Origin of the sequence: uncultured Streptococcus sp., from assembly GCF_963525625.1 — a bacterium.
Lineage (GTDB): Bacteria > Bacillota > Bacilli > Lactobacillales > Streptococcaceae > Streptococcus.
On the sequence record NZ_CAURLD010000002.1, the window covers coordinates 121,535 to 146,976 of the forward strand.

Consider the following 25,442-nt stretch of genomic DNA (forward strand, 5'->3'; position numbering starts at 1 on the left):
TCTATTTTAAAATTAAACATAAAGGAACATATATGAAACGTACTTTTGAAACGAGAAAACTTTACTTCGGCTTTCCAGTCTTCTTTTTAGGCTATAAGGACGATGTGCACGGCTATAATATTTCAACCTCAAGCTCGGTTTATTCCTTGGGCAGTATGATGGTTATTGCCATGCGTACCAAGGGGAATGCCATTACAGAGATTACCAAGCACAAGCAATTCACTGTCAATGTCCCTGAGAAGGATTTGACCAAAGAGTCTGAAATTGCTGGCTTCAACAGCCGCAAGGACAAGTTTGCCCTGACCGGTCTCAGCTACACAATTGGCGAGACCGTGGATGCGCCGCTGGTAGACCAATGCCCTGTATCCATTGAGTGTCAGGTGCTGGATATGGTCGAATGCGGTGCCTTGACCAATGTCATTGCCCGTGTCACTCGGCGCGTGGTTGATGAAGACTTGATTGATGAGAATGACGCTTTCCGCAGTGACCGCTTTTCTCCTATCAGCTACATGGGAGATGGAGATGGCCGGCTTTACCGCTATTTTAACGACGAGTCGGTCAAGATGGGCTCCATTATAAAAGAAATCCGCAAACAAGAAGAAAAATAAAGAAACCGCTGAGATAGTTACGTCTCAGCGGTTTAGTTTTCTATCACAAGTTTTTCTTCTAGGCCAAATTTCTCTAGGAAACGGCCTTGCTCTTCTTGGATTTGCGGAGTTGGATTTTTGATGCCCATGACTAGTTCTATCATTTCGGGATGGACTTCACGCACCAGCTGACTCAGAGCCCAGATAGCTGTAGCGACATGAATGGGATTTTGCCCCTTGTCGATAATTTCCAGCATTTTGGGAATAGCAGAGCGATCATTGGCATTTGCCAGAGCGATAATGGCATTGCGCTGCAGGATATTTTTCCCCCGCCAGCTGCCGGCCACATGACCGAATTTCTCCTTAAACTGACCGTTGGAAAGCTCCAAGAAAGGCAGGAGCTCCGGATGAGAAAGGTCGGGGTCAATTTCTGTTGCGAGCGGATTGTCTAAGCCTTTATTATAAGGACAGCAGATTTGACAGATATCGCAGCCATAGATGACCGTTTTAATCTTCTTGCGAAATTCCAAATCCATGACGCCCTTGTCCTGAGTCTGAAAGGACAGACAGCGCTTGGCATTCATGCTGCCGTCGCCAATCAGGCAGGAAGTAGGACAGGCTGTCACGCAGCGATTGCAGTCTCCGCAGCCGTAGTCGACGGGCTGATCAGGCTCAATGTCCAGATTGGTGATGAGCTCTCCTAAAAACATATAGGAGCCAAATTCCTTGGAGATGATCAAACCGTTCTTGCCGATAAAGCCGATTCCTGCTCTTTGGGCTACAGCAGTATCGACCAAGGCGCCCGTGTCCACCATACCCTTGTATTCAAAGTCAGCGGTCAGCTCTTCGATTCCCTTGGCAAGCCGATCCAGCTTGTCCTGCAGGACATAGTGGTAGTCCAGTCCCCAGCTGTTAGGGGTGAATTTCCCCCGCTTGTATGCTGTTTTCTGAGGTTGCTGCTTGAGCTTGTGGGGGTAGGCGACTGCGATAGAGATAATAGTCTTGGCAGAGGCTAGACTCAGCTTGGGCTTAATTCGCTCCTCGATGTTCTTATGCTCAAATCCTGAATTTCGCCCTTCTTCTACAGCCAAGCGCAGCGACTTCTCCAGATAGTCAAAATCATCCGCTGTCGTAAAGCCAATCTTAGAAATCCCAATGTCTTTTGCTAAATTAATAATTTCTTCTTTGATCTTCATCCTTACTATTATAACGGAAAAATGCCAACTTGGCGAATAATTGAGAAAGGGTTGTCTCCTATATAGATATACCAATATTTTATAAGACTTCCTAATCCTATAGCCTATATGATATAATGAAATGTGGAATTTTTTTATAGAAAATTCCGCAAAGTTTAGGGGAAATTTTATAAAGATAAACAATGGGAGTTTACAAAATGAAAAAGAGATATTATGAATTTTTGAACGTTCTTGTTACGGATGATAGTCCAATCAGAAATTTGGATTTTTATAAAGCCGGTTTGATTGAGTTATTTTTTATCTCGCTGGTATTTATCGTTTCGATTTTCCTACACGGTGAGATGCATGAGCGGAGCATGATGGTCATGCAGTTTACTATTGGGCACATCGCTATCTTGTTGCTAGCCTTCTTATTGTTCCAAAAGTTTTTTGATACCAAGGTGCTGCAGGTCGTTCCGACCAGTTCTTACCTATTTCTGCATTTTGAATTGCTTTTTTGGGGCTCCATCTTTTTTGGTGAGAACTACTTAGCATTTTTCCTGATTTTTATCATACTCAGTTTGTCTTACCAGCTGATCAATTTGCTCTATCAGATGGTGATTGTTTCAAAATTGAGATATTTTGAACAGAAACAAAAGATCAACATTTTGCAGATTCACGCCATCGTCCTGTGCTGCCTGTCAGCAGGAGTAGCAGTCATCACTCGCCTGTTTATGCTGTCAGGAATCTATATGATTATTGCATTAGTAGGCTTGAGCATTGCATTGACGCCCTTGTATCTATTGGGCTATGCACAAGTTTTCACAGGCTGGAGAAATCAAGTGCCTGATAAATGGTAGAATTGAAGGGGGATTGTCGAAGAAACGATTTCCCTTTTTTTATTAAGAGTGAAGAAGTAAATGTCAATGCATCCGCTATAACTGGATTGTTTATCAAGAAAAATTTAAAATGGATAATAATTATGCTGAGATGTTTAGAAGAAACAAAAATATCAATACAGGAGTTGCGAATTGAAGAAAAGATATTACTATAGTATAATTCTTTTTGATCAGAAAGGTAGTAATCGCTACAAGAAACTCAAGTTAAGGGAAAATCAACGATAGAAGGAGTCAGCCGATGCAAAGACAAGGAACTGGTGAGCAGCGCTATAAAGCATTGAAGAAAAAAAGTATTTATCAAATGATTTATGGTATTATTTTTTGGATTTTCTTATTTTATATATGGCTTGGGTATATATGGCTTGGCCTCCCCCATATTAGCGTATTGTTTTGGATAATTTATCTCTCTCTTTTGGCTTATCTTATCTTTTGTGGTATACAATTGAGTATTCGGACTAATAATCTATTTTTAGAGGATATTGATTTGGATGCCTATAGATACTTTGTAGGGATTTGCAAACTTGGGAAAAAAGCGGAAACCATTTATTTTACTACATTTAGAAAATGTAGGATAGAGCTTGCCGAAGGAAGATTTAAAGATGCTCTGAGTATATTGGAAACAATGATTTCAAATCATAGTTTATAGAAAGTAACTACTTTTAGACAGCTAACGATTTTTAGACAATTGATACTGTGTTCTATTCATTTAGCAGACGAAGAGAAGTATCAATATTGGCTGTCTCGTTTGCAAGGAGTGGCGAAAAATAGAAAGTCTCTTTTAAAGCTCAAAGATTCTTTGCTAGAAGAAATGCAGGCGATTCATGATTTAGTAATAAATAAACAACCTAATTCCTTTTTTGAGACTCATACTGCTAAAAACAGGTTTTCTTATTTGTTTAATCTTTACTACAAAGGCATAAATGCGCAGCTCAATCATGATGAAGAAAAGGCGCTGACTTATTTTGAGGAATTGGCCAAAGAGAACGAACAGTTATTTATTGTTCAACAAGCAAAAGAGGTGTTGAGAAAAACATTGATGGCTTAAAACAGAAGGAGGTTTGTTTCTTTAATGGTAAAGATAAATAGAAAAGATAAAGCGAAGATTACTAACATAGAAAGAGAAAGATACCATGGCCCTTTGATCACACATGGTGTCAGTTTAGGTTATATTAAATTATATCCATGGATTAGCTTACCAATTAGTTTATTTTTATATTTTGGTGGGGGCTATGAGGATAATATTGGCACTATTAAAGAAGTATTTCTTATATGCATTATTATTAATGTGACTAGTGTTTTTTTTGCTTGTTTTAACTCTTTAATCAATCGCTTTAAGTCGTTGACTTATATTTTAATTGCTTTAGTGTCCTGGACAGTACTGGTCTGCCTAACCTTTATCGGATTATTGATGTTCATCTCAAACGGAGATTCTATTAGTGCACGAACTGTCTATGATTCAGATTTGAGTCTATTTTATGTTATACCAATGTTGTTACTTTTTATCTTTGCTTGTGGCCTCTATGCTTGGTACTACCTCCCAAAGAATCAGGGGAAAGTCTGGGCTTTTAATCAAGTAAAAGAGGGAGATAGAAAGAAAACATGGTGGAATAATTTTGCTATAGCTTTTGCTGGGGCAACAATCATTCCTTCCCTCCTAACAGGCTATATTCAGAATGCCTTTGGTATTTTATTGGGAATTTTATTTACCTTGACTTTGCCAGCTGTTATGGTAGATGCGGTTTATGCAGCTATTTATATAAGGAAGCATCCGAAAAGTGATGAACTTATTTGAGGTATGTTTAGTAACTGACAAAAAGTTGAGTGGTGTTCCGAATATGTCCTATGTAGTTAAACATTTATAGCGTTTATATTCTAAAACTTTGCTAAGGCAGAGAAATAATTTTTCTCTGCCTTTATTTTTTTACAGATTTGAAAGCGCTTCATTGACAAAGTCAATCAGATAGTTTATAATATAATAACAGTATAGAAAATGGCAAGGAAGCCTGATTTGATCGCAATGAAGCGAGTGTTTCAGAATCAAAGGGGTTTTCTATGCCATTTTTTTGCGCACTATTATTTTTTTATGGAGGATTGTTTCTATGCGGACAAAAGGAATTGTGCTGCTTTGTAGTTTGGCTTTGCTTCTGGGAGCTTGTCAAGCGGGGAATAATAAGACGACGACGGAGTCATCCTCGGCTAAGACAGAGACAACGGATAAGGACAAGGCTAAGACTTTGGATAAGGGCGTCTGGGAAGACAAGCTTTATGCCCGCCTGACCAAGCTCATCAAGGAGAATGGGAACACCAGCTCTACCTACGATAAAAATAAAAAACCTTATGCCGTCTTTGACTGGGACAATACGACCGTTATTAACGACATTGGCGAAGCAACCTTTACCTATCAAATTGAAAATCTGGCCTTTAAAATGACGCCGGAAGAATTTGATCAAGCAGTGCGGACCAATATACCGAGCGACGATTTTGTTGAAGATTTCCATAACAAAGATGGTGAACCAGTGAACATTGACAAGATTGCGGCCGACTTGCTTTCTGACTACACAGCTATTTACAATAGCTATAAGGGAATGCAAGGGGACAAGTCTCTGGAAGAAGTCAAAAAGACCGATGAATACCAAGACTTTGCTGCTAAACTCCGCTATCTTTACGAAGCGATTGGTGATACCTTCAGCTCTGACATCAGCTATCCATGGGTGACCTACCTCTATGCAGGTATGACTTCTGAAGAAGTTCAAGCCCTATCTGAAAAGTCTATTGACCAGGCTCTTCAAGACAAGCTAACTTCTGAAACTTGGGAAAGTCCAGAAGGCTTGAAAGGTGAGTCAGGCCAAATCACTGTGACCTTCAAGCGCGGTGTTCGCTCAGTCAAGGAAATGCAAAATCTCTATAAGACTCTGATGGCTAACGGCATTGATGTCTATATCTGCTCAGCGTCTTATATCGATGTGATTATCCCTTATGCTAGCAATTCTAAGTATGGCTACAATATTCCTAAAGAAAATGTTACTGGTATGCGCCTGAAAAAGGATGATAAGGGTGTGATTCAGCCGGAATACGATACCAACTATGCTCAGACTCAAGGTGAGGGCAAGACAGAGACCATCAAGAAGTTGATTGCTGTCAATCATGACAATCAAGAACCAATCCTGATTGCTGGTGACAGTAATGGTGACTATGCTATGCTCAAGGATTTCCCTAAACTGCAAATGGGTATCATCTTCAATCTTCTGAGAGATCCTAGCAAGGGAATCGGTCTTTTGCAAACTAAGGCAATTGAAACTTACGGTCAGGAAGATGCCCTTTACTACCTGCAAGGCCGCGATGAAAATAAAGGTGTACTGCTCAACGGCAGGGAAACTATCAAACTAGATAGTAAGGAAGCCCAGCTAAGCAGATAGCAGGCAGTTCCCTGTCATAGAGAGGAATGGATGCAAGATATGAAAAAAATCATGTTTGTCGGTCCAGTCGGAGTGGGTAAGACTACTCTGACCCAGCGACTGAAAGGCTTGGAGCTAAGCTACTTTAAGACTCAGGCTATTGAGTTCTATGATGCCATCATTGACACGCCCGGAGAATTTCTCCAGCATCGTAAGTATTATAATGCTCTGAACGTGACAGCAACAGAAGCTGATGTGATTGGTCTCTTGGTGGCGGCTTCCAATCAGATGCAGACCTTTCCTCAAGGCTTTTCTTCCCTCTTCAATAAAGAAGTGATTGGCATTGTCACCAAGATTGATATGGCTAAACAGCCAGAGCAAATCGAAAAAGCACGGCGGCAGCTGAAAGCGGCTGGAGCCAAGGAAATTTTTGAAATATCAGCGACGGAAAACGAAGGAATTGACCGTCTCCAGGCTTATCTGGAGGCAGACTAGGGACGAAAAGCCGAATATGGTATACTAGATTCTAACAAGGAAACGAGGAAGGAATGTCTATTTATGAAAGTAGAGCACGGTGGAAATGCGGCAGCTTTGGCTGAGGAATTTGGTTTTTCTCTAGAAGACTGTCTGGATTTTAGTGCCAATATCAACCCTTTGGGGATTTCTCCGCGGCTGAGGGCTTGTCTGACCGAGTCCATTGATTGGCTGGTTCATTATCCAGACATCAGCTACAGCCGCTCTAGAGAGCTTTTGGCACATCATCATGGCCTAGAAAAGAACAATGTCCTGCTGGCAAATGGTGCGGTAGAAGTCTTTTATGAGCTGGCCCGCTTCCTGCGTCCAAAAACGGTCCTGACTCTGAGCCCTACTTTCATGGAATATGAAAAAGCCTTCTTGCAAGTGCAGACCAAGGTGGAGCGCTTTAGCCTACCTTCTCCATCCTATGAGTGGAATCTAGCTGACATGTTGCCAGCCTTGGATTCACTGACTGCAGGAGACGCTGTGCTCATCTGCAATCCTAATAATCCGACGGGTACCTTGATTCGGCGTACTGAGTTAGAAAAGCTAGCTGAGGACCTGCAGGAGCGGCAAATCTTTTTGATACTGGATGAGGCTTTTATGGACTTTCTGGACGATGAGGAGGACTATAGCTTTGTCTCCTGTCTAGCTACCTATCCAAATGCAGTAGTGGTGCGGTCTCTGACTAAGTTTTATGCCATTCCTGGTCTGAGATTGGGCTATGCTCTCAGCTGTCATCCAACTTGCTTTGATGAGATAGAGGGGAGCCGCGCTCCTTGGTCGGTCAATGCTATGGCGGATCACACCCTGCCTGTCCTTTTGGAGGATCAGGACTATCAGCAAGCTACCAAGCAGTGGCTTCGAGTAGAAAGAGATTTCCTTTTTCAAGGACTAACTGCATTTTCACAGATTCGGCCGGTCAAGCCTAGTGTCAACTATATCTTCTTTGAGTATTTGGGGCAGCAGGACCTGCGTCAGGAGCTTCGGCAGAGAAAGATTTTTATTCGTTCCTGTCAAAATTATCATGATCTGACAGACCGGCATTACCGCATAGCCATCCGCAGCCATCAGGAAAATGAACAGCTTCTGGCTTGTCTGACAGAGGTCTTGGCGAAAGAGGCTCCTTATGACTAAGGGAATTGTTTCCTGTCCGGGTTCCTGCGGTGAATTATTTCAAGGTTTAGTAGGAGAGCAGGAGGTCCTGCTCTCCTATGGGATTGAGAAGCGAAGTCGAGTGATATTGGATGGAGCTTCGTCTCTCGCAAGGCAAGCCCAAGGTGAAAAGGTACGGCGAGCTTTGAAGCTCCTGCCTGTGGCCAATGCTTTCTCTTTTGTTCAGGAGTCAGACCTGCCTATCAGCAAGGGCTATTCTAGCAGCACAGCTGATATGGTTAGCTGCCTGCAGGCAGCTGCTCTGGGACAAAAGCAGCCTCTGAGAGCGGCAGATTTGACTCGTCTCTGTGCCAAGATTGAGCCTACTGACTCGGTGGCTTTTGCGGACTGGACGGTCATTGAGCCCCTGACTGGTCAAGTGGTCTGGCAGACAGACTGGCAACCGGAGCTCTATGTCTATATCTTGGAGCCTGTGGAAATGGTGACAACTCTTGACTTGGTTCGGATGAAGGACAGTTCTAGCTATCCGGCTGAGGAGTCTAAGCGTTTGCTTCCTCTCTTTCAGGAGGCTTGTCAGGAGAAGAGTTTGGAAAAACTTGGCCATTTAGCGAGCTATAGTGCTTTGTTGAACAACCAACGGCTACCCAAACCCTATCTGAAAGAATTACTGGCTTTGGTAAAAGAATACCAGTGTTTAGGCCTTAATGTTGCCCATAGTGGTACATTGGTTGGTCTGTTGCTGAGCAGGGAACAGCTAGAAGTCTTGCCTCAGTTAGAGGCTGAACTAGCTCGCTCAGCCAGTGGGGCTTATTATCAGACTCGGACCTTGAGCAGGATTATTTTTGAAGGGGTGCAGCCGGTCAGGGAGGAGACAGACTAGTTTGAAAGACTTAGAAAAAATTATTGAGCAGATTCTTCCGATAGACAAAGACAAGGTTCAAGAAGGCCAGCGCTATTGTGATCAATTAGGGAAACCTCCGGGGTCCTTGGGAAAGCTCGAGACTATCTATGCTCGCTTGCATGCCATGTTTTCTGGACCTATTGACCTAGAGAAGAAGATTGTCCTCGTCTATGTGGCAGATAATGGCATTGTGGCTGAAGGCGTTTCTGCCAACCCTCAGGAAACGACCTATACTGTTGCTCGCAATATTCTAGCTGGGAAGTCAGGCTTATGTGCTATTTCCAAACATGCAGGTTCAGACATCTGCCTGGTAGACATTGGCTGCAAGAAAGATATCTTTGAGGAAAATCAGGACAAGGTCTGTCATGGGACGCGCAATATGCTCAGGGAACCAGCCATGACCCATGAGCAGGCTATAGCGGCAATTCTAGTCGGCTACAAGAAGACAGAGGCCTTGATTAAAGACGGATATCGTCTCTTTGGAACAGGAGAAATGGGGATTGGCAACACCACCACCTCGGCTGCTGTCATTGCTGCAGTTCTCGGTCTAAAAGCAGAAGATGTCACAGGCTATGGAGCTGGTCTGACTCAGGATATGAAGGCTCATAAAACTGCCGTTATCCAGCAGTGTTTGGATTGCCACGCTCCTTATGGAGATATTCTGGATCTGACCGCCAAGCTTGGTGGGCTAGATATGCTGGCTATGGCAGGCACTCATCTTGCCTGTGCCCGCTATCAGTTGCCATGTGTAGTGGATGGCCTTATCTCTCTGACGGGGCTTCTGATTGCCCATCAGCTGACTCCTCATGTCTTGGACTATAGCTTTGCTTCCCATGCTTCGACGGAGCCTGCTTATAGACTGGTCAGTGACTTTCTAGGACTGGATCCCATGCTTTTGCTGGACATGCGACTGGGTGAAGGCTCGGGCTGTCCTTTGGCTTTCTTTCTGCTGGAAAATGCTGTTTATACCATGGAGCACATGCCAACCTTTGCAGAAGGCAGCTTGAAAGAAGAAGATTATGTTGATATTCGCAAAAATGTGACTTAAAGGAGGAAAAATATGCAACTCTATACAAAAACAGGTGACAAGGGCTTGACCAAGCTAGTTGGCGGCCAAAGTGTCGCCAAGGATGCAGAGCGAGTTAATGCTTACGGAACCATTGATGAGCTGAACTCTTGGATTGGTTATACCATTACCAAGCTGGACAAGGATGATAAGCTGAGAGATGAGCTGCTCCAGCTGCAGCATTATCTCTTTGACTGTGGTTCAGACCTCTCTACGCCTCAGGGAGTTTACCCTTATAAGGTCGATCAGCAGCTGATTGACTGGATTGAGGAGAGGATTGATACCTACGCAGAAATTCCACCGGCTCTGGAAAGGTTTATCCTGCCAGGCGGTGACGAGATTGCTTCCATGATTCATGTGGCTCGGACCATTGCAAGACGGGCAGAGCGTCATATCGTAGGGACCATGTGGACTACAGAAATTAACAATAATGTCCTGATTTTTGTCAACCGTTTGTCAGATTACTTCTTTGCCTTGGCTCGAGTAATCAACTTTACCAAACATCAAGAAGACGTGGCCTATGAAAGAGGTGCCAAGGTCTTCCACAATATCACCAAGGCGGATGTTGAGCGTTGGGCAAGCAAGCGCCAGTGATAAAAAGAAACAGAAAAAGTTCTGTCTTTCCAAATTGACTTTTACCAAGTCTTGGAAGGACAGAACTTATTTTAATCTTCTAAAAAAAGAAAGCCGCCTATACATCATTGTATCTTCATGCTAAGCTTCGTTGATTAGCACTAGCTTTCCAATTATTGACTCTGCTCCTTTGCAGAAAGACAAGAGAAACCTCATCTTTAGAAAATTAACGTACTTAAACGTAGAGTCAATAATGGAAACTAAGCTAAAATGTTTGTTCCAAACTGACATCACTACCTTACATCGAGGCATGAAATCTACTAAAATTTAAGAATAAAGACCTGACTTAAAGCTGAAAAGCTTATCACAGTGGCGGGACCGCGCTGGATTTGCACCAGACTTCCATATCCTTAAAAGTACTAAAATCAATTTCCTAGTAACTAGATTGTAACACCTTTCACAGGTAATTACAAGGAAAATGAATCAATTTTTAATAGAAATTTAATCCTTCAAATAAGCTTGGCTTTGCAAGGGGATGCGGCACTAAAAACTTCTTATATTAATGACTTTTTCATTGCCATGAAAGCGCTTTTGTGTTATAATTCAATATAGTACAAAGGGGTACTGAAGATAAATAAGCAATGAAGCTATATGAAAATGCTGTGACGTGTGTAGGGGAGCAGTCTTATTTTCATATAGCTTCTTTTTGTTTAAAAACAGATACAACAGAAAGGAGAAAAGATGTATAAGATTTACTATAAGACTGAATTGCATGTGGGCAAGGGCGCTCTGCAGCAATTAAGCTATTATAAAAACGAGCATATTTTAGTCGTTGCCGATCCTTTTTTGAAGACATCTGGCACGCTGGATGCTATTTTAGCCAACTTTGATAACAGCAATGATATTGTTGTTTTCACAGATATTGTGCCTGATCCGCCAATCGAAACGGTTGTGGCTGGTATCAAGAGTGCAGGAGACAAGCCAATCAGCATTGTGCTTTCTATTGGCGGAGGCTCTGCCATTGATGCTTCCAAGGCTATGTATTATTTTGCCAAGAAGCAGGGTGCTTTCTCAGAGGCCATTCTCATCGCCATTCCGACGACAAGCGGAACTGGATCTGAAGTAACGTCCTTTTCTGTCATCACGGATGCAGAGAGAGGTACCAAATATCCTTTAGTGACCAAAGAAATCCTTCCGGATGTTGCGATCTTAGATGCGGATTTGGTTCTGTCACTTCCTGGTAACATCACGGCTGACACTGGAATGGATGTACTGACCCATGCCATTGAAGCTTATGTATCGACCAAGGCTACGGACTTCTCTGATGCCTTGGCTGAAAAGGCAATCAAGCTGGTCTTTGAATACTTGCCCAAAGCCTACAAAAATGGTCAGGATGTAGAAGCGCGTGAAAAGATGCATGCAGCATCCACTCTGGCTGGTATGGCCTTTAACACAGCTTCTTTGGGTATCAATCACAGTCTGGCACATGCGGCAGGAGCTAAGTTCCATGTACCTCATGGTCGTTTAAACAGTATTTTAATGCCCCATGTCATTCAGTATAATGCTGGTATCGAATTCAACAATCGGAACCGGCAGGCGACAGACAAGACTGTAGCGAGCCGCTATCAGGATATTGCCAAACTACTGGGATGCAGTGCTTCAAGTCCTGTGTCAGGAGTAAGACAGCTGGTTGAAGCCATCAAGAAACTACAAAGAAAGCTGGAGATGCCAACTTCTCTAAGAGAATATGGTGTGAAAGCAGATGCTTTTGCTCAGTACAAGGTAGAAATTTCAGAAGCTGCTCTGCATGATGGCTGTACTCCGACGAACCCTCGTGTCCCTACGGCAGAAGAACTGCTTAAAGTATTAGAGAAAGCGTTTTAATCCTCTGAATTGCTGTTATGCCAAAATTATTGTATAATGATTAAGAGCATGCAGTACACTTCTGAACGTTTAAAATCATGAAGAAGGTTTACTAAATTGGAAGAAAAACAAAGAATGATACAGGAATACGTTCCTGGGAAACAAGTGACCTTGGCGCACCTTATCGCCAATCCTGATGAAGTCATTTTTGAAAAGTTAGGATTGCAGGCAGAAATCAAGGATGCGATTGGAATCTTGACGATCACTCCGAGTGAAGCGGCTATCATTGCGGTTGATATTGCGACCAAGGCTGCGGATGTTCAAGTTGGTTTTGTGGATCGTTTCAGCGGCTCTGTCGTGATGACAGGTGACGTTTCTTCTGTTGAGGCAGCTCTCATTGCCGTTTTACAAGGTCTGGAAGAGATTTTGGGCTTCTCCAGCACTGTCGTAACGCGGACATAAAAAATCAAACTGTCGAGGGGAAGTATGAAAGGCAGAATACTAATTGTTGATGATGATCCAATTGTAAGATTAGATATCCGAAATATATTAGAAGCAGCTGATTATGAAGTGGTGGCTGAGGCATCCGATGGCTTTGAGGCTATTGATTTGTGTCAGAAATATCGTTGTGACTTGGTCATGATGGACATCAAGCTTCCGCTTCTGGATGGCCTGACAGCGGGTAAGAAGATACTCGAAGATGCTTTAGCCTACAGTGTGATTCTACTGTCAGCCTACAGTGATGAACACTATGTTCAAAAAGCTAAAACCAATGGAATTAGTGCTTACTTGGTTAAACCTTTGGATGCCAAGTCCTTGATTCCAATGGTAGAGGTCTGCATTGAGAAGGGCCGCCAGCTTCAGCAGATGTCCAATGAAATGGTCAAGCTGTCGAAAAAGATAGACGATCGGATTGTGATTGAAAAGGCCAAAGGCTTGCTGATGGCTCGTGATCATTTGTCAGAGCCAGAAGCTTTTAAGCGCATTCGAACAATTAGTATGCAAAAGAGAGTGCCGATGATTGAGATTGCTAAATTGCTGGTGCTCCAAGATGATGTGTAATGATGTATAAAGATAAGATAAAGCAGCTTTGTCAGGAACAGACAAATTTGGATGAGGCTGATATCGAGCATCTTGTCCAACAGGCTGACGAATTATTGAAAAACTCAGCTTATGCTAATGAAGATGTCTTCATTGATGTAAAGAACATCTTTTCGGAACATGCCATTGTCATCTTTCACAAAAAACCGGAAAGCAAGCTCAGCTTGTACGAAAACTCGGTTGTAGGTGCTATGGCCTATCTGGAAAATGAGCCAGGTGTTATCCGGACCTTGGAGACGGGCGCTCCTTCGATAGGGCTTTCGGCCAGATCGCAGGAGGGCTTAGCCATCCATCAGACGGTCTTTCCGATAGTGAGAGAAGAGCGCGTCATTGGAACGCTGATTATCGAAAGAAATGCTCCTCAGACTTTACCGGACCACTTTTCTTTAGATAAAGAGAACGACGGTTTTGAGTTACGGAGCACTCCTGAGATTTCGGCGCAAGAGCAGTTTGTTTTATTTGATCATATAGATGAAGCTTGTCTGGTCTTTGACCGGCAAGGTTATCTCAAGTATTTCAATCAAGCAGCTGCCGATTCTTATCGCCATAAGTTGGGCTATATGGACTCGATTGAGGGAATGCACTACAGCAATCTGGTCTTAGATAGTCTGACTTTTGAAGAAATCCAGCAACTGGGACCGCAAGCTCCCCAAGAAAAACCTCACCAAGTTGAGGTACATTATGGCACTTATTGCTTTTTGGTCAAACGCTATTTGCTGGCTGAGAGTGAAAATGTGGTCATGATCTGTAAGGATATTACAGATATTAAGGAAAAGGAAGCGCAGCTCTTAACCCATACAACTACCATTCGTGAAATGAACCATCGGGTAAAGAATAACTTGCAAACCGTTGTTTCCTTGCTGCGACTACAGGCTCAGCAAAGTCCAGGAGCAGATACCAAAAAAGCTCTTAATGACAGTATGAATCGTGTGCTCTCTATAGCAGCGACCCACGAGCTCCTGTCTTCTCAGCAGGATGACAGCATTCAGATTGAGCATCTGCTGAAAAAAGTTATCGAAAATGTTCAGCGCTGTTTTTCCGGGCATAGGGAAATAGCCCTGACCTACAGCTTGGAACCGGAACTCTGTCTTGACAGCAGTCGGGCTACTTCACTGGCGCTAATCGTCAATGAATTACTGCAGAACAGCTATGAACATGCTTTTAAGGACAAAAAATATCCAGAAAAACCGCAAATCCATTTGCAGGTTGGATTTAAAAATGATATAATAACTTTAAAAGTACTGGATAATGGTAGCGGTTACAACCAAGAGCATTCCTTTGAGAATCATTTGGGTCTACTCTTGGTGGAGCGCTTTGTCCAAGGAAAATTGTTTGGAACCTTGTCTATCCACTCAGACCATGAGGGGACGACAACGACCATTCGTTTTAAAAAATAAATACTACCAGACTAACAATGATGTCAGTCGAAAAAGCAATGACGCTTGAAGAATGTAAATGAACTCTGTTTGTTTGCATTGCTTTGAGCGTCTTTTTTTGGAGGTTTTTAGTATGTCAGATAAAATTTTGAGTGTGGGGCTCGATATCGGGACAGCCACTACACAGCTGATCTTGTCAGAGCTTACCATCGAGAATATTGCTTCTGTGTTTACTATTCCTCGTGTCTATATTACAGATAAAAAAGTTCTTTATAAAAGTGAAATTATCTTCACACCAATTTCGGATCAACTTTTGATCGAGGTAGATAAGATCAAAAACTTTGTTCTGAATGAGTATGCGAAAGCAGGCATTCAGAAAAAAGATATTCAGATGGGGGCAGTCATCATTACTGGTGAGACGGCTCGCAAGGAAAATGCCAGTCAGGTGCTTCAAGCACTGAGTGGTTATGCTGGTGATTTTGTCGTTGCGACGGCTGGTCCAGATCTTGAGAGCATCATCGCTGGTAAAGGGGCCTGCAGTCATCAGTATTCTCAAGAGCATCATACATCAGTAGTCAATATTGATATTGGTGGGGGGACTTCCAATCTGGCGGTCTTCCGAGAAGGAGATGTGATTGATACAGGGTGTTTTGATATCGGAGGTCGGCTGATAAAGATGGATCCGCAGACCCAGCGGATTAGCTATATTGCTCCGAAACTGCAGACTATCATTGCAGAGCAGGGGCTTCAGCTGGCAGTTGGTGAAACGGTCCATCGGGCTGATTTGGATCGGCTGATTCAAGAAATGGTCTCCGTATTAGAACAGTCTGTAGGAATTGACAATCACAGTCCTTACTATGAGCTCCTACAGACCAACCACGGTCTCAAGTTGAACTATGATCTCCACTGCGTATCTTTCTCTGGTGGTGTAGCTGATGGAATATACTTGGAAACGACCTCGGCGGATGACTTCCGCTATGGGGATATCGGTATCCTGCTTGGCAGAGCGCTGAGCAAATCCAAGATTTTTGATCAAAAGAAAGTCATCCAGTCAGCTGAGACCATTCGGGCAACCGTTGTTGGAGCGGGCAGCCATACGACCGATGTCAGCGGCAGCACCATTACCTACATCTCCGATATCCTCCCTATTAAGAACATTCCAGTTCTCAAACTGGCTGCTTCTGATGAGCATGAGGATAAGGAGGGGTTGCAGCAGATTATCAAGGACAAGGTAGCCTGGTTCACACTGGAAAATGAAGTCCAGCAGGTAGCTTTGGCAATCAATGGAGAAAAAAGCCCAAGCTTCGCCCGGGTTTTGGAATACGCAGAGGCTATTGTCAGCGGAATGAGCGAAAGCATTGAAAAGAAAATTCCGCTGCTAGTGGTGGTCAGAGAAGATATGGCCAAAGTTTTAGGTCAATGTCTCTTTGCTCAGTTGCCTAAGGATTATCCATTTGTCTGCATTGACTCAGTTGATGTTCAAAATGGCGACTATATCGATATTGGTAATCCAGTCATTGAAGGCTCAGTCCTACCGATTGTCGTGAAAACATTGGTGTTTAATTAAACTTTTATTTACACAAAGGAGGAAGTAATCCATGATTTTGAAAACAAAATTGTTTGGTCGGCTTTACGAATTTAAATCCGTAAAAGAAGTGCTGGCCAAAGCCAATGAGTACAAATCCGGAGACCAGCTAGCCGGAGTAGCAGCAGAATCTGCTGAAGAGCGTGTCGCTGCTAAGGTTGTACTAGCTCAGCTGAAACTGTCTGATTTGTTCAATAATCCGGTAGTGCCTTATGAAGAAGATGAGGTAACACGGATTATCATTGACGACGTCAATCTTCGTACTTACGAAAAGATTAAGAATTGGACAGTAGAAGAATTGCGTGAGTGGATCTTGGATAACAAGACTAAGAACGTGGACATTCAGTGGCTGTCTCGTGGGTTGACTTCGGAAATGGTAGCAGCGGTTGCTAAGTTGATGACCAACTTGGACTTGATTGTAGCTGCCAATAAGATTGTCATTACTAAACATGCCAATACAACGATTGGTATGCCGGGAACATTCTCTTCTCGTCTTCAACCAAACCATACCACAGACGATCCAGACGGTATCATGGCTTCTACTATGGAAGGTTTTGCTTATGGATGTGGGGATGCTCTCTTAGGATTGAACCCAGTAGACGACTCTGTGGAAAGTACCAAACGTGTCTTGCATAAGTTTAACGACTTCATCGAAGAGTACAAGATTCCAACTCAGCACTGTGTGCTGGCTCACGTTACTACTCAGATTGAAGCCATGAATCAAGGTGCTCCGACAGGATTGGTCTTCCAATCTATCGCTGGATCTGAAAAAGGAAATGAAGCCTTTGGTTTTGATGCTAAAATCATTCAAGAAGCTTGGGATACAGCTCTGAAAGTGGGAACAGCTGCTGGACCGAATGTCATGTACTTTGAAACAGGTCAAGGTTCTGAACTTTCATCTGACGCTCACCATGGAGCAGACCAAGTGACTATGGAAGCTCGTTGTTATGGTTTCGCTAAACGCTTCGATCCATTCTTGGTAAATACCGTTGTTGGATTTATCGGACCTGAATATCTCTATGATTCTAAGCAAGTTATCCGTGCTGGTTTGGAAGACCACTTCATGGGCAAACTGACTGGTATCTCAATGGGTTGTGATATCTGCTACACTAACCACATGAAGGCTGACCAAAACGACGCTGAAAATCTCTTGGTTCTTCTCGGAGCAGCTAATGTTAACTACATCATGGCGATTCCTCATGGTGACGATATCATGCTTAACTATCAAACAACTGGTTACCATGAAACAGCAACCATGCGTTCACTTCTCAATAAACGTCCGATCAAGGAATTTGAAGAGTGGATGGAAAAGATGGGCTTGATGGAAGATGGTCACCTGACAGAAATCGGCGGAGACGGATCCATCTTTATGAAATCAAATTAGCAAGGAGGAAATCATTGTGGATGAATTGCAATTAAAAGAAATGATTCGCTCATTGTTAAATGAGATGGGCGGCGACTCAGCTGTTAAAGAAACAGCAGCGACTGACCAGAACAAAGCTGCAAAACCTGCGGTTTCTCTGCAGGAAGAAGTCAAACAAGATACTTCGGTGATTGAAGATGGCATCATTCCTGATATAACAGAAGTAGATATTCAGGAACAGTTCTTGGTTCCGAATGCCATCAATGAAGAAGCCTACAGGAAGATTAAGAAATTTACTCCGGCACGTCTGGGCTTATGGCGGGCAGGTGATCGCTACAAGACACAAAGTGTTTTGCGTTTCCGTGCAGACCATGCGGCAGCTCAGGATGCGGTCTTCTCTTACGTATCTGATGAATTTGTTAAGGAAATGGGCTTCATTCCTGTACAGACCAAGGCAGCAACTAAGGATGAGTACTTGACACGTCCAGATTTTGGTCGGGTCTTCCCTGAAGATCAGCAGGCGATTATCAAAGAAAAATGCAAACCTAATGCCAAAGTTCAGATTGTCGTTGGTGACGGTCTTAGCTCATCAGCTATCGAGGCTAATGTCAAAGACTTCTTGCCAGCTCTGAAGCAAGGTCTGAAAATGTTCGGACTGGACTTTGGCGAAGTACTCTTTATCAAGCATGCTCGGGTTGCAGCTATGGACCAAATAGCAGAATTGACTGGAGCAGAAGTTATCTGTATGCTGGTCGGTGAGCGTCCAGGTCTGGTAACAGCTGAGTCCATGAGTGCTTATCTGGCTTACAAGCCAACAGTTGGTATGCCGGAAGCGAAACGGACTGTTGTTTCCAATATTCATAAAGGCGGAACACCAGCCGTTGAAGCTGGAGCCTATGTAGCAGAAATCATTAAGAAGATTCTTGATAATAAGAAATCAGGAATTGATTTGAAATAATAGGAGGTAGTGGCTTTGAAAAATGATCGATTAGGTGCAAGTGTATTAAGTGCCCTTCTGATTTCAAACGTGGATGCAGGTTTGGCAGCTTCTTTGGAGCTTAAACCACATCACAGAAGCCTGGGCATTATCACTTCTGACTGTGATGATGTCACTTATGTAGCCTTGGATGAAGCTACCAAGGCAGCAGATGTCGAAGTTGTCTATGCTCGCAGTATGTATGCTGGTGCAGGCAACGCTTCAACTAAGCTGGCTGGTGAAGTCATCGGTATCTTGGCTGGTCCAAACCCAGAAGAAGTTCGCAGCGGTCTGGATGTAGTAGTCTATGAAATCGAAAATGGGGCTAGCTTCTACAGTGCTAATGACGATGACAGCATTCCTTATTTTGCACATTGTATCTCTCGTGCAGGTTCTTACCTATCAGAGGGTGCTAATGCAGAAGAAGGAACAGCAATTGCTTACTTGATTGCTCCACCGGGTGAAGCTATGGTAGCACTGGATGCGGCTTTGAAAGCGGCAGATGTGCAGGTTGGCGCCTTCTACGGACCACCGAGTGAAACCAACTTTGCCGGCGGACTTCTGGTTGGATCACAGTCAGCCTGCCGAGCTGCCTGCGACGCATTTGCGAATGCAGTCATCGCAGTAGCAAATGATCCTAAAAGTTATTGATTAGGAGTTGATTAAATGGCAGATAGAGCACTAGGTTTAATTGAAGTAAAAGGTTATCTAGGTGCTGTAGTTGCGGCAGATGCGGCTTTGAAGGCTGCCAATGTATCATTGCTTAATATTGAAACGGTCAAAGCTGGTTTGAACACAGTTCAATTAATAGGCGATGTCAGTGCAGTCCGCTCAGCGGTTGATGCGGCAGTTGAGTTGGTACAGGATAAACCTTACTATCTGGCCAGCCATGTAATTTCTAGGCTGGATAACCAGACAGACATTCTCTTTGTACCAAAGAGAAACAGTAAAACAGCTAAAAAAGAGATTGCTTCTACGGCGGAAACAATCCCTTCAGAAAAAATCGAAGAAAAGCCTCAGCCTGTAAAGGAAACTAAGGCTGAACCAGCAGAGAAGCTTGAAGGAGAGACAAGGACCTACACCAGAGAAAAACTGGAAAAACTAAAAGTCGTCGAACTACGCAGCCTTGCCTATCATCAAGAAGGTATCCGTCTCAGCAAGAAAGAAATCAAATTTGCCAACAAGAAACTTCTAGTTGAGACTTTGATGGAAACAATAGGAGAGGAGTAATTGCGGATGTTTTTAGAAGATAAAGATTTGGTATCGATTCAGGAAGTAAGGAATTTGATTCGGGATGCAAAGAAAGCCCAAGCAGAACTTGCTAAAATGAGTCAAGAGCAAATTGATACCATTGTAAAAGTAGTAGCGAAAGCTTGTTATGATGAGCGTGAACGCCTAGCGAAAATGGCGGCTCAGGAAACTGGCTTTGGCCGCTGGGAAGACAAGGTATTAAAAAATGCTCTTGCTTCCAAAGGTATTCTTGAAGAAATCAAGGATATGAAAACTGTTGGGGTTCTCCGCGAAGACAAGGAAAAGAAAGTCTTGGAAGTTGGGGTTCCAGTCGGCGTCATCGCTGGCTTGATTCCATCAACCAACCCGACATCAACAGTTATGTATAAGGCTTTGATCGCTTTGAAGGCAGGAAACAGTATCGTCTTCTCTCCTCACCCAAATGCTCTTAAGAGTATTGAGGAAACAGTGGAAATCATCAAGAAAGCTGCTAAGTCAGCTGGATGTCCGGATGGAGCCATCAGTGCGATTCATCGGGTATCCATCGCAGCTACCAATGAGTTGATGCGACACAAGGATACAAATCTGATTTTGGCGACTGGCGGAAATGCCATGGTCAAAGCAGCATACTCATCTGGTACACCAGCAATCGGTGTAGGTCCTGGTAATGGTCCAGCCTTCATCGAAAGAACAGCAGATGTGCCAAAAGCAGTTCGTCAGATTTTGGATTCTAAAACCTTTGACAATGGTGTGATTTGTGCATCTGAGCAGTCTATCATCGTCGAAGAAGATATGAAGGAAAAGGTTGTAGCAGAGTTCAAGAAACAAGGTGCATACTTTGTTCCAGCAGAAGATGCTAAGAAACTAGGCTCCTTCATTATCCAGCCGAGTGGTGCGATGAATCCGAAGATGGTTGGTAAAACACCTCAGGTGATTGCTGAGTTAGCTGGTATTTCAGTTCCAGCAGATGCTCGGGTCTTGATTGCAGAAGAAACAGGCGTCGGCAAGCAGTATCCATATTCTATGGAAAAACTGGCTCCAGTCTTAGGCTTCTACACTGTCAAGGACTGGTTGGAAGCTTGTGAGCTGAGCATTAAGATTTTGCATCACGAAGGTGCAGGCCACACTCTTGCTATTCATAGTCAAAACGAAGAAATTATTCGTGAATTTGCACTGAAAAAACCAGTATCTCGTCTGCTGATCAATACGCCAGCAGCTCTGGGTGGTGTCGGTGCAACGACTGGTCTCTTCCCAGCCTTTACTTTGGGTTGTGGAGCAGTGGGTGGCAGCGCGACATCTGATAATGTCAGTCCGCTCAATCTCTTCAATATCCGTCGTGTAGCTTACGGTACATCAGAACTGTCAGACCTGCGACAAGCAGAAAATATGGCGGTGGAAGAACCAAAAGCAGTAGCTGTTGACGGATCAAACGAAGAAGAACTGGTAACCTTGTTGGTTCAACGCGTATTGGAAAAACTAAAATAGTCAATATTAAACATTAAAATTGGAGGATACAATCATGGCAATCACAAATGCATTAGGAATGGTAGAAACAAAAGGACTCGTCGGCGCAATCGAAGCAGCTGATGCAATGGTTAAAGCCGCTAACGTAACTTTAGTTGGTAAAGAACAAGTTGGCGCAGGATTGGTAACTGTAATGGTTCGTGGTGATGTCGGCGCAGTCAAAGCAGCGACAGATGCTGGAGCAGCTGCAGCTGAAAACGTTGGTGAATTGATTTCAGTTCATGTAATCCCACGTCCACACGCAGAAGTAGAAGTAATCTTGCCTCATCAAGAATAAGATTACAGACTTTCGGATAAAATTAAAAACAAGAAAATAATTGGAGGAAATAAACATGGCAAACGCAAATGCATTAGGAATGGTAGAAACAAAAGGACTCGTCGGCGCAATTGAAGCAGCTGATGCAATGGTCAAAGCCGCTAACGTAACTTTGATTGGTAAAGAACAAGTCGGTGCTGGTTTGGTAACTGTAATGGTTCGTGGTGATGTAGGCGCAGTCAAAGCAGCGACAGATGCTGGAGCAGCTGCAGCTGAAAACGTTGGTGAATTGATTTCAGTTCACGTAATTCCACGTCCACATGCTGAAGTGGAAGTCATTCTGCCCAAATAATCTGGGACAGATAAATATTTGCTGAAAGGGCCTGTATTGTAGCGTTTAGGCCTGATACAGGCCCCTGAGGCAAATAGAATACTCAGTGAAAATGAAGCTTATGGGCAGTAGCTCTATACGTAAACGAAAATGTTGATTTTCGAAGAGTATCAGATTGATTTTCACAGAGTATCAACGGAGTAGAAGGATGTGAATACATGTCAGTTTTTACAGAAGCTAAGATCAGAAAGCTTTATAGAGAATCCGTTCTCGCTGATAACGGTGTCTTTGAATTAAACAAAGATGAAAAACTGACGCCAGCAGCCAGAGGTTTTCTCAATGATCACCATATTCGAATTGTCTGTTCAGGTCAGACCAAAGGGAAAATAGACTCAGCTGCTGATGCTATCAGGGTGCCGATTACAAACCTTGAGGACTCTGCTGTGTATCCACGACTATTTAGACTGACTAAACTTTATACTTGCTTTTTGAAGAACCAGAGAGAATTGCATCAGGCTTTTCAGGATGAAAAGTGTGAGCAAGTTGGCCAACTGATGAACATAGTAGAACAAATCGTTGGCCAGCATATTCTGGATGATATTTCTGATTACCAGACAGACCTGCCTAGCAATGCGGAATTGCAGGCTATTCGGGTCAGTCGACAGCTAGATCAAGAAACGGTCATGATGAGTTATCAAGAGCCGACTTGGCAGCTGAATTGCTATGAAACATATATCGAAACGACCCTCCTGCGCAAAGAATTGGAGCAGGCTGCTGATGGTGACAGAGATCAATTTGCTTGTAAGGTTTCTCAATTATTAAAATCAATTGAAGTCTTGCTCTGGTTGATAGCAAGCTAATAACAAGAGAAAGAAGAACAGCAATGACTTTAGAAAATTTGGTAAATAAAGTAATTGATAAAGTTCAGGAAGAATTGCAGGGGTCATTTGAGGTAGAAGCGAGCGGACGTCATGTCCATTTGAGTCAGGAAGATTTGGAAGCCTTGTTTGGTCCCAACTATCAATTAACAAAAGCAAAAGACCTATCACAGCCAGGCCAGTTCGCTAGTCAAGAAAGGCTGACAGTTGTTGGTCCAAAAGGCGCTTTTCACAATGTGGTTATTCTGGGACCTGTTCGCAAACATTCTCAGGTAGAAGTTTCCTTGACAGACTGTTTGCAGCTGGGCACCAAGGCTCCCATTCGCGAAAGTGGCGATATTGAAGGAACACCAGGTGTCATCTTGGCTCATGGAGACAAGGCAGTTTGTCTGGATAAAGGCCTGATTGTAGCAAAGCGTCATGTTCATATGACACCGGAAGATGCCGAACGTCTGAATGTGAAAAATCACGAGATTGTACAAGTCAGAGTAGAAGGTGCTCGTCCGCTGATTTTTGATGATGTGGTCATCCGTGTTAGTCCTAAATTTGCAACCTATATGCATATTGACTACGATGAAGCCAATGCTTGTGGTTTCAAAAAAGGAACACGCGGACGGATTATTAAAAAATAAGTCCTATGAGCAAATAAAAGGTAGGTAAAGAATGGAAAATCTAGATCATTTGGTAGATTTGATTACAGACCGCCTGATGGAAAAGTTGAAGAAAAAGCCTCAGAAACCCTCAGTATACGTCATTGGAGGCGATAAGATTCCTGACTTATTAGAAGGGGAAGGCTTTCAAGTCATAAAAGATTCTTGCACAGCAGAGATTATTGTTGTTGAGACACTTGGCTTTGATGCTTTTCTAAGACTCTCATCCCTTTGCCCTTTGGCGGTGGAGGAAGCAGTCATTTTAAAGAGTCTTTTGAAAGGCAAAAAAGTCCTAGTGTCAGACAGCGCCTTTGCTATTCAGCAGTACAAGCAATCTTCTAAAGTGCACTTGTATCAGGAACTGCAAGGACAGCGCGAAAAGCTGATTCGCTACGGTCTGCAATTTTATAAAGAAGGCCAACTCTTAGCACTCCTAGAAAGCGATCAGGCTGAAGAGCCTCGCCCGGAAGTGAAACGGGCGGTGGCAGAAGAAGTCAGCCAGAAGACTAAGGCTCCGAGCAAGCCGGTTTTGCTTACAGAGAAGAGGCTGAGAGAAATGGGCTTACCTGAAAATGGAAGCTTTAAAATAGAAAAAGGAATGATTGTGACAGCCTTGGCGAGAGATTATCTAAAACGTCAAAAAATAGAAATCATAGAATAAAGGAGTGGGTAGAGATGTTTGTTGGTAAAGTAAAAGGAAGCCTTTGGGCGACTAGAAAAGACGAAAATTTAAATGGTTTGAAATTTTTAGTGGTCGAACGGCAGCTAAATGAACATCAAAGTGACCCAGCTCTGCTTATTGTGGCCGACTGCATCGGTGCAGGCGAAGGAGACCAAGTAATGGTAACCACTGGCAGTTCTGCCCGTATGAGCCTGAATAAGGTAAATATACCTGTGGATATGGTCGTTGTGGCTATCATTGACAAGGTTGACTATCACAGTGATGAAGAATATTAGAAACTAAGGTAATGTTATGAGTATCAATGAAATTATCATTTATATCATGGTTCTATTCATGCTGATCGGTGCAGTGGATAAATGTATCGGTGGCAAACTAGGACTAAGTGAAAAATTTGAAGAAGGTATCATGGCTATGGGAGCTTTGGCTCTATCTATGGCTGGGATTATGGTAATCGCTCCCCTCTTGGCGGATGTCTTGAAACCGATTGTCGTGCCTTTGTATGGCTTGGTGGGCGCTGACCCGTCTATCTTTGCGACAACCTTCATTGCCAATGATATGGGAGGAGCTCCTCTTGCTCTCAGTCTGGCTCAGGATCCAGCAGTAGGAAATTTCGCTGCCTTTGTACTGGGCTCTATGATGGGGCCAACAATTGTCTTTACGATTCCAGTTGCCTTGGGTATTATCGAAAAAGATGACCGTCCGTTTTTGGCTCGCGGAATCTTATACGGTTTGGTAACTGTTCCGATTGGCTGTCTCCTCGGAGGATTTTTCGTACCAGGCCTGCCTTTTGGAACCTTGATTGTCAATCTTATTCCGATTATCATTGTATCAGCTCTGATTTTCGTAGGATTGCTTTTGGCACCTAATGCCATGATTAAAGGTTTTGAAGTGTTTGGTCAGATTATTGTTATCTTGGCAACGCTTGGTTTGGCCTTTGGTGCAGCGCAGCTTCTGACTGGAAATGAATGGCTCATTAGCATCTATCCAAAAGGTGCTGAAACACTGAAAGAAGCCTTTGAAGTTGTCGGAACAATTGCTGTAACCTTGGCTGGAGCTTTTGGTCTGGTAGCTGTCTTTACCAAGGTAGCCAACAAACCGCTTTCTGCTATCGGAAAATCCCTAGGAATGAACGAAGTTGGTGCAGCTGGTCTGGTAGCTTCTCTGGCTAATAACATTGCCATGTTCCAGATGATGAAGGATATGGACAAACGCGGTAAGATTATCAACGTAGCCTTTGCCGTATCTGCTTCCTTTGTTATCGGAGATCACCTAGGCTTCACAGCTGGTCAAAAACCGGAAATGATTGTGCCGATGATGATTGGTAAATTTGTCGGCGGTATCACAGCGGTATTACTGGCTTTCTTCTTAACGAAGAAGGAAGCTTAGACTTGGAGGTATG

At 43.4% G+C, this 25,442-nt stretch carries 29 protein-coding genes and 1 riboswitch; of the genes, 28 read left to right on the forward strand and 1 reads right to left on the reverse strand.

The window, feature by feature from the left end; genetic code table 11:
* Positions 1 to 32 precede the first annotated feature (32 nt).
* Positions 33 to 608 carry a flavin reductase family protein gene (locus RYK49_RS01695; protein WP_314830391.1) on the forward strand — a complete coding sequence of 192 codons (576 nt, stop codon included), beginning with the start codon at positions 33 to 35 and terminating at the stop codon, positions 606 to 608.
* Positions 609 to 640: 32 nt separating this feature from the next.
* Here RYK49_RS01695 and queG read toward each other — a convergent pair whose 3' ends face one another.
* A complete protein-coding gene (gene queG / locus RYK49_RS01700; protein WP_314830392.1) occupies positions 641 to 1,783 on the reverse strand; it encodes a tRNA epoxyqueuosine(34) reductase QueG in 1,143 nt (380 codons plus the stop codon).
* A 182-nt stretch (positions 1,784 to 1,965) separates the two neighbouring features.
* Here queG and RYK49_RS01705 point away from each other — a divergent pair, with 182 nt between their 5' ends.
* The 27 genes from RYK49_RS01705 to RYK49_RS01835 all read left to right on the forward strand — a co-directional run bounded on the left by RYK49_RS01705 (position 1,966) and on the right by RYK49_RS01835 (position 25,429).
* Positions 1,966 to 2,622: a lantibiotic ABC transporter permease gene (locus RYK49_RS01705; RefSeq protein ID WP_314830393.1), complete on the forward strand. Its 657-nt coding sequence runs from the start codon at positions 1,966 to 1,968 to the stop codon at positions 2,620 to 2,622.
* A 277-nt stretch (positions 2,623 to 2,899) separates the two neighbouring features.
* Entirely contained in the window at positions 2,900 to 3,307 is a 408-nt protein-coding gene (locus RYK49_RS01710) for a hypothetical protein (protein WP_314830394.1), read from the forward strand.
* A gap of 99 nt (positions 3,308 to 3,406) precedes the next feature.
* Complete coding sequence (locus RYK49_RS01715) at positions 3,407 to 3,706, forward strand: hypothetical protein (protein WP_314864673.1); 300 nt, start codon at positions 3,407 to 3,409, stop codon at positions 3,704 to 3,706.
* A 24-nt stretch (positions 3,707 to 3,730) separates the two neighbouring features.
* Positions 3,731 to 4,453, forward strand: coding sequence for a hypothetical protein (locus RYK49_RS01720; RefSeq protein ID WP_314830396.1), 723 nt, complete (start codon positions 3,731 to 3,733; stop codon positions 4,451 to 4,453).
* A 307-nt stretch (positions 4,454 to 4,760) separates the two neighbouring features.
* On the forward strand, positions 4,761 to 6,077 hold the full coding sequence (locus RYK49_RS01725; RefSeq protein WP_268689840.1) for a haloacid dehalogenase-like hydrolase: 1,317 nt from the start codon (positions 4,761 to 4,763) through the stop codon (positions 6,075 to 6,077).
* 39 nt (positions 6,078 to 6,116) lie between these two features.
* On the forward strand, positions 6,117 to 6,551 hold the full coding sequence (locus tag RYK49_RS01730) for a EutP/PduV family microcompartment system protein (RefSeq protein ID WP_111676956.1): 435 nt from the start codon (positions 6,117 to 6,119) through the stop codon (positions 6,549 to 6,551).
* Between the two features lie 63 nt (positions 6,552 to 6,614).
* Entirely contained in the window at positions 6,615 to 7,709 is a 1,095-nt protein-coding gene (gene cobD / locus RYK49_RS01735) for a threonine-phosphate decarboxylase CobD (RefSeq protein WP_314830397.1), read from the forward strand.
* Positions 7,702 to 8,568, forward strand: coding sequence for a kinase (locus tag RYK49_RS01740; RefSeq protein ID WP_314830398.1), 867 nt, complete (start codon positions 7,702 to 7,704; stop codon positions 8,566 to 8,568). The genes cobD and RYK49_RS01740 overlap by 8 nt, the downstream gene beginning before the upstream one ends.
* A gap of 1 nt (position 8,569) precedes the next feature.
* Positions 8,570 to 9,637: a nicotinate-nucleotide--dimethylbenzimidazole phosphoribosyltransferase gene (gene cobT, locus RYK49_RS01745; protein WP_314830399.1), complete on the forward strand. Its 1,068-nt coding sequence runs from the start codon at positions 8,570 to 8,572 to the stop codon at positions 9,635 to 9,637.
* Positions 9,638 to 9,649: 12 nt separating this feature from the next.
* The gene (locus RYK49_RS01750; RefSeq protein WP_002915832.1) at positions 9,650 to 10,249 is read left to right on the forward strand and encodes a cob(I)yrinic acid a,c-diamide adenosyltransferase; all 600 of its coding nucleotides are present in this window, start codon (positions 9,650 to 9,652) and stop codon (positions 10,247 to 10,249) included.
* A 261-nt stretch (positions 10,250 to 10,510) separates the two neighbouring features.
* Positions 10,511 to 10,659, reverse strand: a riboswitch (adenosylcobalamin (AdoCbl) riboswitch).
* A 310-nt stretch (positions 10,660 to 10,969) separates the two neighbouring features.
* Positions 10,970 to 12,112 carry a 1-propanol dehydrogenase PduQ gene (locus RYK49_RS01755; RefSeq protein WP_314830400.1) on the forward strand — a complete coding sequence of 381 codons (1,143 nt, stop codon included), beginning with the start codon at positions 10,970 to 10,972 and terminating at the stop codon, positions 12,110 to 12,112.
* 96 nt (positions 12,113 to 12,208) lie between these two features.
* Positions 12,209 to 12,553: a BMC domain-containing protein gene (locus RYK49_RS01760; RefSeq protein ID WP_002898216.1), complete on the forward strand. Its 345-nt coding sequence runs from the start codon at positions 12,209 to 12,211 to the stop codon at positions 12,551 to 12,553.
* A 24-nt stretch (positions 12,554 to 12,577) separates the two neighbouring features.
* Positions 12,578 to 13,153: an ANTAR domain-containing response regulator gene (locus RYK49_RS01765; RefSeq protein WP_002902510.1), complete on the forward strand. Its 576-nt coding sequence runs from the start codon at positions 12,578 to 12,580 to the stop codon at positions 13,151 to 13,153.
* Complete coding sequence (locus RYK49_RS01770; protein WP_314830401.1) at positions 13,153 to 14,589, forward strand: histidine kinase N-terminal domain-containing protein; 1,437 nt, start codon at positions 13,153 to 13,155, stop codon at positions 14,587 to 14,589. The genes RYK49_RS01765 and RYK49_RS01770 overlap by 1 nt, the downstream gene beginning before the upstream one ends.
* A gap of 112 nt (positions 14,590 to 14,701) precedes the next feature.
* The gene (gene eutA, locus RYK49_RS01775; RefSeq protein ID WP_004188103.1) at positions 14,702 to 16,135 is read left to right on the forward strand and encodes an ethanolamine ammonia-lyase reactivating factor EutA; all 1,434 of its coding nucleotides are present in this window, start codon (positions 14,702 to 14,704) and stop codon (positions 16,133 to 16,135) included.
* A 31-nt stretch (positions 16,136 to 16,166) separates the two neighbouring features.
* Positions 16,167 to 17,537 carry an ethanolamine ammonia-lyase subunit EutB gene (locus RYK49_RS01780; protein WP_002903902.1) on the forward strand — a complete coding sequence of 457 codons (1,371 nt, stop codon included), beginning with the start codon at positions 16,167 to 16,169 and terminating at the stop codon, positions 17,535 to 17,537.
* Positions 17,538 to 17,553: 16 nt separating this feature from the next.
* Positions 17,554 to 18,474 carry an ethanolamine ammonia-lyase subunit EutC gene (eutC, locus tag RYK49_RS01785; protein ID WP_314830402.1) on the forward strand — a complete coding sequence of 307 codons (921 nt, stop codon included), beginning with the start codon at positions 17,554 to 17,556 and terminating at the stop codon, positions 18,472 to 18,474.
* Between the two features lie 15 nt (positions 18,475 to 18,489).
* Entirely contained in the window at positions 18,490 to 19,143 is a 654-nt protein-coding gene (eutL, locus tag RYK49_RS01790; RefSeq protein WP_185761310.1) for an ethanolamine utilization microcompartment protein EutL, read from the forward strand.
* A 15-nt stretch (positions 19,144 to 19,158) separates the two neighbouring features.
* On the forward strand, positions 19,159 to 19,722 hold the full coding sequence (locus tag RYK49_RS01795; protein WP_314830403.1) for a BMC domain-containing protein: 564 nt from the start codon (positions 19,159 to 19,161) through the stop codon (positions 19,720 to 19,722).
* A 6-nt stretch (positions 19,723 to 19,728) separates the two neighbouring features.
* A complete protein-coding gene (locus RYK49_RS01800; protein WP_227964264.1) occupies positions 19,729 to 21,207 on the forward strand; it encodes an acetaldehyde dehydrogenase (acetylating) in 1,479 nt (492 codons plus the stop codon).
* Positions 21,208 to 21,241: 34 nt separating this feature from the next.
* Entirely contained in the window at positions 21,242 to 21,523 is a 282-nt protein-coding gene (gene pduA, locus RYK49_RS01805; protein WP_314830404.1) for a propanediol utilization microcompartment protein PduA, read from the forward strand.
* A gap of 55 nt (positions 21,524 to 21,578) precedes the next feature.
* Positions 21,579 to 21,854 carry a propanediol utilization microcompartment protein PduA gene (gene pduA, locus RYK49_RS01810; RefSeq protein WP_002896373.1) on the forward strand — a complete coding sequence of 92 codons (276 nt, stop codon included), beginning with the start codon at positions 21,579 to 21,581 and terminating at the stop codon, positions 21,852 to 21,854.
* Between the two features lie 197 nt (positions 21,855 to 22,051).
* Positions 22,052 to 22,693 carry a hypothetical protein gene (locus RYK49_RS01815; protein WP_011836568.1) on the forward strand — a complete coding sequence of 214 codons (642 nt, stop codon included), beginning with the start codon at positions 22,052 to 22,054 and terminating at the stop codon, positions 22,691 to 22,693.
* Between the two features lie 23 nt (positions 22,694 to 22,716).
* Positions 22,717 to 23,343 (forward strand): ethanolamine utilization phosphate acetyltransferase EutD, encoded by a 627-nt coding sequence (gene eutD, locus RYK49_RS01820; RefSeq protein WP_002896361.1) that lies wholly within the window; start codon positions 22,717 to 22,719, stop codon positions 23,341 to 23,343.
* A gap of 31 nt (positions 23,344 to 23,374) precedes the next feature.
* The gene (locus tag RYK49_RS01825; RefSeq protein WP_314830405.1) at positions 23,375 to 24,022 is read left to right on the forward strand and encodes an ethanolamine utilization protein; all 648 of its coding nucleotides are present in this window, start codon (positions 23,375 to 23,377) and stop codon (positions 24,020 to 24,022) included.
* Between the two features lie 14 nt (positions 24,023 to 24,036).
* The gene (locus tag RYK49_RS01830; RefSeq protein WP_011836570.1) at positions 24,037 to 24,318 is read left to right on the forward strand and encodes a EutN/CcmL family microcompartment protein; all 282 of its coding nucleotides are present in this window, start codon (positions 24,037 to 24,039) and stop codon (positions 24,316 to 24,318) included.
* 16 nt (positions 24,319 to 24,334) lie between these two features.
* Complete coding sequence (locus RYK49_RS01835; protein ID WP_002929479.1) at positions 24,335 to 25,429, forward strand: ethanolamine utilization protein EutH; 1,095 nt, start codon at positions 24,335 to 24,337, stop codon at positions 25,427 to 25,429.
* Positions 25,430 to 25,442 lie beyond the last annotated feature (13 nt).